Raw genomic sequence first — 11446 nt, forward strand, 5'->3', positions numbered from 1 at the left:
GAAGAAAAGACAGTGGAAGCGCTGCGGAACTTCCTTTCAAAAGGCCTTCCGGACTTTATGGTCCCTGCCCGTTTTGTGGCGATGGACAAACTTCCTTTGAGCCCTTCTGGTAAAATAGACCGCAAAGCATTGCCTGACCCTGGAGAGGAGTTTAAAACCGGAAAAGTTTTTATCGCTCCAAATAATGAGCAAGAGAAGCACATGATTGAGATATGGGCTGCCACTTTGGGGATCAGACCTGAAGTCATTAGTATGGAAGATGATTTTTTTGCTTTAGGTGGCAATTCTTTGAAAGCGGTTATGCTTATTTCTAAAATTCATCAAAGACTTGAAGTTCAGATTTCAATACAAATGATCTTTCAAAATGCTACGCCTAAGTCTTTGATTGACCATATGCATAAAATCAAATTCGAAAACTATCAGTTTGATGCGCATTTGATTCCATTACAAGCAAATGGTTCAAGGGCCCCGTTATTCGTTGTCCCAGGTATTGAGGGTAAATGCTTTTATCTGGTAGAAATGGCAAAAGCCCTAGGTAATGACCAGCCTGTTTATGGCTTCCAATATATGGGATTGTTGGATGGAGAAGACCCTTTTGACAGCATTGAGCAAATGGCAGCATTCAATATAAGCCTTATCAGAAAAGTTCAACCACAAGGTCCTTATCAATTGGCCGGTCATTCCATGGGAGGTTGGATCGCCGTTGAAATTGCAAAGCAGCTTACGGAACAAGGTGAGAAAGTAGCTTTCTTGGGCTTATTTGATTCTTACAGCCCTAATGTCCTAAGAGAAATGAACGTCCATCCTGTTTCTTCTCAAAATGATGACCTCCGTAACTTATTGATGCTTCTTGAAAGGCTCTTTGCATATAAGGGGACGGATTTTGGATATGCTGAATTAGAAGAAAATCTGCTTCAAATGGATCATAAAAACAGAATAGCTCATGTTAGGGAATGGATCATTTCAAATGGATTATTGCCAAACACTTTTACTGATAAGGAAATATGGCAATGGGCAAAATTGATTGGTGCCAATAGTAGAATCAGTTATGAGCCAAGCCGAATTAATCTTCAAGCTCTATTGATCAAAGCAGATATCACATACCGTGATCATTCAAATTTATCAGAATGTCTGGGCTGGACTAAAATATTGGATTCAGATTTAGAAATTAGAACAAGCCCAGGGGATCATATCAATATGATGAGTAGTCAAAATGCAATCGATTTGGCTAAAATCCTAAAAGAGAATCTTCAAAAATCAATGAGTATTCTTGAAATCTAAATTTTCAGATTCGGATGGAACTGTGGGTGGCTATTTTATTGGAATAGTTTATTCTCTACTTGAAAAAAGTAGAATTGCTCCATTTTCAATGTGAGATAAAGTATCAATATAGGTAGCTGCCCACGCAATAAAAATTTTAGAATCTGACAAGTCAACGTTTTTTAGCACTTCTTTCACATTCTATGTGAGTTGCTCCCTAAGTAAGCTTCAGCACATATAAAAATGGGTAGTTTTAATTTAATAAGACAATGGAATAATTGAACCATTAATTGAAAACCACCTATTCTTATATGAAAATACTATTTCAAACACTTTTATCAGTAATTCTTCTATTTGCATTGGCACATACTTCTATGGCGCAAATGACCCCATCAAGTATCAAAGGCAAAGTAACGAATATTGAAAATCAGCCCATTTTATTTGCAAATGTGGCTCTTTATAATAGTTCAGATTCGACAATAGTTAAGGTTGGATACACGCTTGAAGATGGGAGTTTTCTGCTTCCTGAACTCGATCCAGGAAATTATTGGTTAAAAATCAGTTTTGTAGGGTACAGCCCTTATGTCCTCAGCCCTTTAGATTTGGTTCAAAATTCTGAATTGGCATTAGAGGAAATAACAATGATAACTGCTGAAAATGAACTCGAAACATTTACAGTTGAAAGTCAAAAACCCCTTTTGGAAATAAAAAAGGACCGCGTAATTTTTAATGTAAGGGAGAGTATTAACTCAATAGGTATAAATACTTTGGATCTCCTTAGAAAGTCTCCCAATGTCATGATTGATAAAACAGGAAATATCCGCATGATGGGTAGATCTGGAGCTATTGTAGCCATAAACGGAAAAATTCTCCCTTTGACTGGTGGGGATCTTACTGCATATCTTGAAACGATTCAAACTGATCAAATTGAATCCATTGAATTGGTCACAGACCCCGGCGCTCAGTTTGATGCAGTAGGTACAGCAGGGGTGATCAATATAGTCCTAAGAAAGAACTCTGATTTCGGAGCTAATGGCTCTTTTGTTTCTGGTTATTCTATTGGAAATAAATCACGTTATAATACAGCGCTTTCAGGAAATTATCGAAGTAAATTATTTAATATTTATGGTTCATATTCATTTAACCGTTACCAGAACCCTTATCAGGAAGAATCATTAATTAAACAAAATGGCCGTTTTTTGGATTTAGTAGGAGATGGTAATATTGACCGAAAAGTCCATGCAGTTAGGGCTGGCATGGATTTTAATTTATCTCCAAAGAGTGTAATTGGTTTTTTGGCTACTGGCAGCTTTGCTGATCTTTTATGGGATATTTCTGATCAGGCTAATTTTGGGACCTCTGCTGGAATCGAAGGAATATTAAATGCGGCAAGTAACAATGTACTTGAGCGAACTGACCATTCTTTTAATTTGAATTACCGCTATCAAAATGAAAACGGCACCATTTTTAATATTGACGCGGATTATGCCTCTTTTCAAAAAGATGTAAATAATAGGCAGCCCAACACGATATTTGACCCTGCCGGAGAAAATATTATCTCTAGTGTAATATATTTCATAAGCTCTCCAACAAGCATTGATATCAAGTCAATTAAAGCTGATAACGAAAGGACCCTAGGTCAAGGAAAACTAAGTTTGGGAGTGAAATTAACTGACATTCACTCTGATAATAGATTTGGCTTTTTCCGTGAAGAAAACGGTAATTTGATTCCGGATTTAGAGCGTTCCAATGACTTTTTATACAAGGAAAATATTAGTGCTGCCTATGCTTCCTATTTTGCAAATTTTGGCAAAAAATTCAAATTAGTTTCAGGTTTAAGGGCTGAGTACACCCAAACAATCGGGGAATTACAGTCATTGCAAATTGAACAAAACGCATCAATCAAAAGAAATTACCTGGACTTTTTTCCAAACCTGAATTTAACTTACCTTGCCAATGAAAAGCACAATTGGAGTTTTAATGCGAATCGCAGAATCAACAGGCCTAATTACAATAGGTTGAATCCTTTTCAGCTTTTATTGAATGAGTTTACCTTCTCTCAAGGAAATCCTTTCTTGCTTCCGGAGTATGCTACAGCTTTTACATTTGCTCATAATTTTAAATCTACAATCACATCCTCAATAACCTATAATGAGGTTAAAAACCATATTGGACAGCTTTATCTACCTGCAGAAAACAATAAATTTTTTCTAACCCAAGTTAATCTAGAAAAACAATCTCAGATTACTCTTAACGTGAGTGCTCCATTGACTATTTCTGATTGGTGGGAAGCATATGGGACTTTTAGTGGTTTTTATATAGATAATAAGTTTGATACGCTAGATACCAGCTTTGATGAAAAAGTAACATCAATGAGTCTTTCTCTTCAAAACACATTTACGCTTCCAAAAGCTTGGAAAATTGAATTGTCAGGGTTTTATAACTCACCTACACTTTCTGGTGTTAATGAAAGGATTGGTACGATTTGGACCGTAGATATTGGAGCCAGCAAATCGATTTTGAAAAACAGAGGATTTTTATCAGTAGGTGTATCTGATATTTTTAGAACAAATGTTTGGCCCTCATCTAGCAATTCTTTAATTATCTCTGCCAATGATTTTAGAATAGAAGACACCAGACGATTGTTGCTTACTTTTAACTACAATTTCGGTAATAGTAAAATTAAAGGCTCAAGAAGAAGGACTACCGGTTTGGATGAGGAAAGAAGAAGAAGTAACTGATGAACCGTTCAAAAACCATAGAAGTTTCTTCCCAGCCAAAGAGTTTGAAGGAAGAAATAAAGCTGACCATGAAGTTAGGCTGGCCGATTATCGTGAGCAATCTCACTCAAATATTATTGCCAATTATAGATGGTATAATGGTGGGTTCAATCCATAGCAATCAACTGGCTGCGGCCTCCTTGGTTGTTAATATTGTAACTATACCAGTTATTTTGTGTATGGGACTCCCTATGGCACTGTCTCCACTTGTTTCAGCAGCTTTAGGAAAATCGGATTTTGATTCACCCGCAAAACTGCTATTCAATGGCATAATTGTAAGCGGATTATTATCCCTGTGCCTTGCTTTGATTTTTTATTTTGGAAGGGATCTTATCTTTCATTTAGGGCAAGATAAAGAAATAGCGGAGATTGCCCAAGGCTATTTTGTGATTATTGGCTGGAGGTTGATTCCCCTTAGTTTATTTGTGGTTTTTGTTCAATTCGCCAGCGGATTAGGATTGACTAAATTTGTAATGATACTAAGCTTTATAAAAGTTCCCATAAATATATTTCTAAATTACATCCTCATTTTTGGACATTTTGGGATGCCGGCTTTAGAATTATTGGGGGCTGGTTATGGAACTTTTTTAACCCAAATTATTACCTTTTTAGTTTTTGTGGTGGTTTTCCTGCGTTCTCAAGTCTTTGACAAATATCGGAATAATTTAAAAGAGGCTTTACAGATCAGAATATCAATCATGAGAAAAATAGTTAAGATAGGGTTGCCCACAGGATTACTTATTGCCTTGGAAAGCGGTGCATTTGCTTTTTCAGGAATAATGGCAGGCTGGATTGGTGCCCAACAACAGGCAGCTCATCAAATAGGATTATATATATCTTCTCTTACCCTTATGGTTCCTTTGGGAATTTGTGCTGCCGGGACTATTCGGATTGGATTTAACTTTGGGAAAAAAGATTGGGAAGCAATTAATTCCATTGGAAGGACTACTCTATTTTTAGCAATTTTGGTGAGTATTTCATTTTCTTTATTTCTTTTTTTTGGTAATGAATTTATTTCACGTCTATTCATTAGTGAACTTGAAGTAGTCCAACTTGCAAAGATGGTTTTGTTAATGGTTGCTGTTTTTCAGATATCAGATGCAATTCAGACGACTTCCTCCGGAATTCTTCGCGGAATTCAGGATGTTAAAGTACCGGCTTACCTGTCATTGATAGCTTTTTGGATAATAGGTATACCCTCAGCTTATTTGTTTTCATTCCAATTGAATTGGGGCGTTTCTGGATTATGGATGGGATTAGTTATTGGTTTGACATCAAATGCCATACTGTTGACTTCCCGTTTTTTTACAAAAGTTAAAAAGGAGAGTAAAATGGAATTGGCAAGTGTATAAAAGAGATCTGTGAGGAGAATTAAATTTCAGACTAAAAATTTATCCATTTAAAATGAAAATTTCTAAGGTGTAGTGGGTTTATATTTCTTAGGTAGCCTTAGGGCCTTCGGGGCATATAATTTTCAAAAAAAGTCAATTTTTTTTTCTATTCTATTAAAAAATCCCCCAAGCTTTCACTTAGGGGATTTCTTTAATTACTGTTTGATTAAAACTCCGCGTGACCAGGAGTCCTTGGGAAGGCAATCACATCTCTGATATTACCCATACCCGTCACGAACTGTACCAATCTTTCAAAGCCAAGTCCAAAACCTGCGTGCGGGGTACTTCCGAATCTTCTGGTATCCAGATACCACCACATTTCCTCTGCAGGGATGCCCATTTCTTCCATCCTAGAGGTCAATAATTCAAGTCTCTCCTCTCTTTGAGAACCACCTACAATTTCACCAATTCCCGGGAATAAAATATCCATGGCCGCAACGGTTTTCCCGTCTTCGTTCTGCCTCATGTAGAAAGCTTTGATGTCTTTCGGGTAATCAGTCAGGATTACGGGTTTTTTGAAGTGTTTCTCAACCAGATATCTTTCATGTTCTGATTGGAGATCAACTCCCCAGTTTTCCACGAGATATTGGAATTTCTTCTTTTTGTTATGATTGGAATTTCTAAGGATTTCAATAGCTTCAGTATAGGTCAATCTCTGGAATTCATTTTCTACGACAAACCTCAACCTTTCCAATAAGCCCATTTCACTTCTTTGATCGGCTTTTTTGGCATTTTCTTCCTCTGCTGCTCTTTTATCCAAAAACTCCAGATCCTCTTTACAGTTTTCCAATGCATAGGAAATCACATATTTAAGAAAATCTTCTGCCAGGTTTTGGTTGTCTTCCGCATCATAAAAGGCCATCTCAGGTTCTATCATCCAGAATTCAGCCAAATGTCTAGTTGTGTTGGAATTCTCAGCCCTGAAAGTCGGACCAAAAGTATAGATTTCAGCTAATCCCATGGCAGCCAATTCACCCTCTAATTGACCGGATACAGTAAGGTTGGTTTCCCTTTCAAAGAAATCCTGACTGAAATCAATATTTCCACGCTCTGTAAGAGGAGGATTTTTGAGATCCAAAGTAGTTACTTTGAATGTCTCTCCTGCACCTTCTGCATCAGAGGCTGTGATGATTGGGGTATGAATATAAAAGAAGCCTTTGTCATTAAAGTATTTGTGGACAGCATAGGCCAAAGCATGCCTTACCCTGAAAACCGCACCGAAAGTATTGGTTCGGATTCTTAGGTGCGCAATTTCTCGGAGAAACTCTAAAGAATGCTTCTTTGGTTGAAGTGGATATTTTTCAGGATCTGCATCTCCCAATACTTCTATATGTTCCGCATTCAATTCGGTTTGCTGACCAGATCCTTGTGAAGCTACAATTGTTCCCTCAATTTTGAGGCATGCTCCTGTAGTGGCTCTTTTTAAAATATCGTCAGATATGAGATTAGGATCAGCTACAATTTGGAAGTTGGTGATGGAAGATCCATCGTTGAGAGCAATAAAAGCCACGTTTTTGTTGTTTCTTTTGGTACGCACCCAACCCATGACCGTAGCCTTTTGCCCGGAATGATCCTTTTCAAGGAGTACTTTTATTTTTATTCTTTTGTTGAAGGCCATAAATTTTTTTGAATATTTGAAAGTTAAAGAGCCTCATTACATTGGCTTTCCAAAGGGAATGCAAAAAAACGATATAATAAGCTTTTTATCAAAAAATTGTTCTAAATTCCTAAATTTGAATTGCAGTTATATCGTTAAAAATCGTGATTTGTTGCCTTATCCTAATTGCTAAGCAGATATGCAAAAACTAAATTTAAGTCAGATATTATCCCAAAAACTGTCTCCACAACAGATCCAGTTTATCAAACTTCTACAAGTGCCTACAGCTGAATTGGAAGCTAGGGTAGAGGAGGAGTTGGAGATTAACCCAGCCTTGGAAGAGGGGAGGGAGGAGGAAAGGACTGAGAGTGAAGATATGGATTTTGAGGACAATTATGACGATGATTTAAGATATGATGACAAAGATATCAACTTAGAAGATTACCTCAATGATGATTACGGAGGATATAAAATGCAGGGAGATGGCAATTATTCCCCAGATGAGGAAGATAGAGAAATACCCATTTCCAGTGGGATATCTCTTCATGAGCAGCTCTTGACCCAATTGGGTTTTTTGAAACTTGACGATAGACAGAAAGTTATCGGTAAGCAATTGATAGGTAGTATCGAAAGTGATGGATATATAAGGAGAGATTTGGAGGCAATCATAAATGATTTGGCTTTCAGTCAAAACGTGGAAACTGATATCGATGAGGTGGAAGAAATTTTAAGAAAAATCCAAAGCTTTGATCCCAGTGGTATTGCAGCAAGAAATCTTCAGGAATGTTTATTGATCCAACTAGAGAGAAAAGAGCATCCTGATGACCCAAGCATTCGGAATGCCATACGCATCATCAACGATTGTTTTGATGAATTTACCAAGAAACACTATCCTAAAATTCAGAAAAAACTGGATATAGGGGATGAGGAAATCAAAGAAGCCGTCAATTTAATAACCAGATTGAATCCCAAACCGGGGGGGATTTCTGATGGGTTGGTCAAAACCCAATATATCATCCCTGATTTTATACTTTCCAATACAGACGGAAAATTGGAAATCAGCCTTAATTCTAAAAATGCACCTGAACTTAGGGTCAGTAGGTCTTACTCTGAGATGTTTGATGCCTATGATAAAAGTGATAAAAAAGACAAAAAGCTCAAAGAAACGGTCACTTTTGTAAAACAAAAATTGGATGCAGCCAAATGGTTTATTGATGCCATTAAGCAAAGACAACAAACTCTTTTGAAAACCATGCAGGCAATTTTGGATTATCAGCAAGAATTCTTTTTGGAAGGGGACGAAACTAAGTTAAAACCCATGATCCTTAAAGACATTGCCGAGAAAATTGAAATGGATATTTCTACAGTATCAAGAGTGGCCAACAGTAAATCTATTCAGACAGAGTTTGGGATATTTCCTTTGAAGTATTTCTTTTCGGAAGGGATTACTACAGAATCCGGGGAAGATGTTAGTAATAAAGAAGTCAAAAGTGTTTTACAATCCATGGTGGATCAGGAAAATAAGAAAAAACCCTTGTCTGATGATAAATTGGTTAAAATGCTCAATGACAAAGGGTATAACATTGCTAGAAGAACCGTTGCCAAATACAGAGAACAGTTGCAGATACCTGTCGCCAGACTTAGAAAAGAACTATAAGTGTACCGAAAAATCGCCCTTCTCATTACTTATTTATTCCAACCCTTGTTAATGCCCACATTGGTGTTTGTATATTTGATTTATGGGGCAACACAGCTGGTAAAAGTATCCTATTTTGATCCACGGTTTTTAGTGGCCATGGTATTTCTGACCACATGCATCATTCCTTTGTTAAGTATGGTGATGATGCGGCTTACCAAGAATATTACATCCTTTCAAATGAATGCGAAGGAAGAAAGGGTTTTTCCATTTTCAATGATCAGTCTTTTTTACATGATCACAACTTACCTTTTTTATTTAAAATTCCGAATAGATCCTGCATTGTTACTGGCATTGGTGGCGATTACTATTTGTGTGATCATCTTGACCAGTGCAACATTTTTTTGGAAAGTCAGTGCCCATATGACAGGGATTTCAGGCTTGGTTGCAATTATTACAGCCCTGGCACTAAAGTTTCCAGCGTATGATTATTTAAATCAGGTAGTTAGCAGTATAATTATTGCCGGGTTGGTTGGTTCTTCCCGTCTTTATTTAAATGCTCATACACCAGGGGAAGTCTTTACTGGATTTTTGTTGGGCTTCTCTGTATGTTTCAGTGCTTTTTATTGGTTGCTCTAAATAAACAATTTCTATATCCGCAATTAGACCAGTAACCAATTTAAAGTGGGGCTTGAATCAACCTGATATCAAGAAATTTAAGTTTGGTTAAAAACCGCATCTATAATGACTAGGGGTATGTATCATTGCAGGTATACATAAATAAACAAAATCAAGAGTTGAGATCCAATCCCTCGTTTTCAGGCTTGATAAAATATCGATTAGCGAAAACCAAAAGATGGTGTACCAAAAGTCTTATAAATGGTTTGAGGCCTTTCCATAAAAAATTTCTTTTGACGCATTTCAAAAAAAAGAGGCTGTCCCATAATTGGACAACCTCTTTCTTTTTAGGATTGGCAAATTATCTTTAAAACAGCGTGAAAGAAACACCAAAGTTAATTTGTGAAGCCTCGGTGTTAAAAGGACCACGTTCGATCCTGAAGACAGTGTTTAAGCCATAATAACCCCAAATATTGAATCCAGGGAATCCCATACGGGTATATACGCCATATCTCAAAGGATTTAATCCATAAGATTGCCTGTCTTTTATTCTTCTGGTTAAACCATTCTCATCGGTGATTTCCACTTTTGTATGAGCATTCATCAAATATCCAATTTTTCCACCTAGTGCTACCCTCATACTTTTGTTGTAGTTATTTTTTTTGAAGTGGTATCGGAATTCAAGAGGGATATCTAAATAATTCAAAGTAACATTGTTTTTGGAAACAGAAATATTGTTTCCATAGACGGATTGAAGGGTAAGTAGTCTGCTGGATTCAGGGCCTAAGGTTGGGTTGTTGAAAAGTGTCCGGTCATTTCCAAATGCCATTTTATCTGTTCCAACTCCAATGCCAGGATTGAAAGTTAGCCCCGTAGCTTCACCAATTTTCACTTCAGTTTGATAATAAATATTAAATGTCCTTGAGGGTAAAAAATTGGTCCTTAGTTCATCTGGTTTGTTGTTAAGGGTATTGAAACCAAAATCTAAAAAAAGATCGCCTTTGATATCTGGTCTTCCCCCAATAGGTGTTCTTTGTCTTTCCTGTGCAAATAGAAAATCTGAAGCGATAAGGTTGATTAGTAAGCAGACAATAAAGATTCTTTTCATGAAAGCGCTTTTGTTTTTAAAATTTCGGCTAAATTATAAAATCCAATGTGATTTGCTGTCCTTTTTCTCTTAATTATTCTTAATTGAAACACAGGCAGATCAAAAATATAGATAAAAACAGCCAAGGGACCTTTTGGATATTTGAAAAAGCTCACTACTTTTGCAATCCCAATTGGCCTCGTAGCTCAACTGAATAGAGCACCTGATTACGGCTCAGGAGGTTTCAGGTTTGAATCCTGACGAGGTCACTTCTTGCAAATCCTGCATCGGCAAGATTTGTTTTCTTCAAATCTGATTACGGCTCAGGAGGTTTCAGAGCCTGTACCGAGAATCGGTATTTGAATCCTGACGAGGTCACTTCTTTAAGTCCTAAAGCTGGTAGTTTGATTTTCTGCTAAACTGGTTGTGATTTAGTAATTTCAGGTTCTTCACCGGAATCTAGTATTTGAATCCTTACGAAGTTACTTCTGACAAAGTCCTACAGCGGTAGGCTTTTCTCTTCAAAAATGAGATTCATTCCATTAGGCTTTATTGTTCTAGCCTTTCATTGGAGATAGAATTAAGGCTTAGAATATAGATTCTAAGAATATCTTGTCCTGTACTTGTTTTTCTAAGAAAAATTGAATTCAAGTGGAACGATAAGTGCAGCTTATTTGTTTTTCTACATGGACATAATCAAAGTATTTAGCCAAAAGTGGCGAAAGTAAAATTGAATGGTGTTGTTTGAATCTTTTAAGATTTAATCGAAAAAAATCTCCCACAAATTCAGGAGGTTAGCGTGAAAATTAAAATATTTTCATTTCGTTTAAACTTTGGTTCTTGCCAAATAGAAAAGAGTTCTTACCTTTGCACTCCTGTTAAACGGAACAGGTGTTAAATAGATCGGCGCTTTAGCTGACGAGCCGTACCGTAAGGGTACGGATAAGTTCTTTGGGATACTGGAATACGAAACGATACAATAACAGGTAAAGACGAATGTTTTTACTCCCTGAAGTCCGGAAATAATGGATCTGCCGTAAAGGCGGATCCGGAAAAAACTTTACAATGGAGAGTTTG

The 11446-nt window shown here is 36.9% G+C and carries 7 protein-coding genes and 1 tRNA gene; 6 read left to right on the forward strand and 2 right to left on the reverse strand.

Features of this window, described 5'->3' with window-relative positions:
• The 3 genes from CLV48_RS20230 to CLV48_RS20240 form a co-directional block, all read left to right on the forward strand.
• The coding region (locus CLV48_RS20230; RefSeq protein WP_245889626.1) for a thioesterase domain-containing protein at positions 1–1281 on the forward strand (1281 nt) is incomplete at its 5' end.
• Between the two features lie 290 nt (positions 1282–1571).
• A complete protein-coding gene (locus CLV48_RS20235; RefSeq protein ID WP_106569119.1) occupies positions 1572–4001 on the forward strand; it encodes a TonB-dependent receptor in 2430 nt (809 codons plus the stop codon).
• Positions 4001–5392 carry an MATE family efflux transporter gene (locus CLV48_RS20240; RefSeq protein ID WP_106569120.1) on the forward strand — a complete coding sequence of 464 codons (1392 nt, stop codon included), beginning with the start codon at positions 4001–4003 and terminating at the stop codon, positions 5390–5392. The genes CLV48_RS20235 and CLV48_RS20240 overlap by 1 nt, the downstream gene beginning before the upstream one ends.
• 205 nt (positions 5393–5597) lie before the next feature.
• Here the strand turns inward: CLV48_RS20240 and asnS are convergent, their stop codons facing one another.
• Positions 5598–7049, reverse strand: a complete 1452-nt coding sequence (gene asnS / locus CLV48_RS20245; RefSeq protein WP_106569121.1) for an asparagine--tRNA ligase — start codon at positions 7047–7049, stop codon at positions 5598–5600.
• Positions 7050–7227: 178 nt separating this feature from the next.
• Between asnS and rpoN the strand changes: the two genes are divergently transcribed.
• Positions 7228–8685 carry an RNA polymerase factor sigma-54 gene (rpoN, locus tag CLV48_RS20250; RefSeq protein ID WP_106569122.1) on the forward strand — a complete coding sequence of 486 codons (1458 nt, stop codon included), beginning with the start codon at positions 7228–7230 and terminating at the stop codon, positions 8683–8685.
• Between the two features lie 51 nt (positions 8686–8736).
• Positions 8737–9303, forward strand: coding sequence for a phosphatase PAP2 family protein (locus CLV48_RS20255; RefSeq protein WP_245889627.1), 567 nt, complete (start codon positions 8737–8739; stop codon positions 9301–9303).
• A gap of 346 nt (positions 9304–9649) precedes the next feature.
• Here the strand turns inward: CLV48_RS20255 and CLV48_RS20260 are convergent, their stop codons facing one another.
• Positions 9650–10390: a porin family protein gene (locus CLV48_RS20260; RefSeq protein ID WP_106569123.1), complete on the reverse strand. Its 741-nt coding sequence runs from the start codon at positions 10388–10390 to the stop codon at positions 9650–9652.
• A gap of 174 nt (positions 10391–10564) precedes the next feature.
• On the opposite strand from CLV48_RS20260, the gene CLV48_RS20265 reads away from it, so the two are divergent.
• Positions 10565–10638, forward strand: a tRNA-Arg gene (locus CLV48_RS20265).
• The last annotated feature ends 808 nt before the right edge of the window (positions 10639–11446 follow it).

Source organism: Cecembia rubra, from assembly GCF_003014575.1.
In the GTDB taxonomy this organism is placed as follows: domain Bacteria; phylum Bacteroidota; class Bacteroidia; order Cytophagales; family Cyclobacteriaceae; genus Cecembia_A; species Cecembia_A rubra.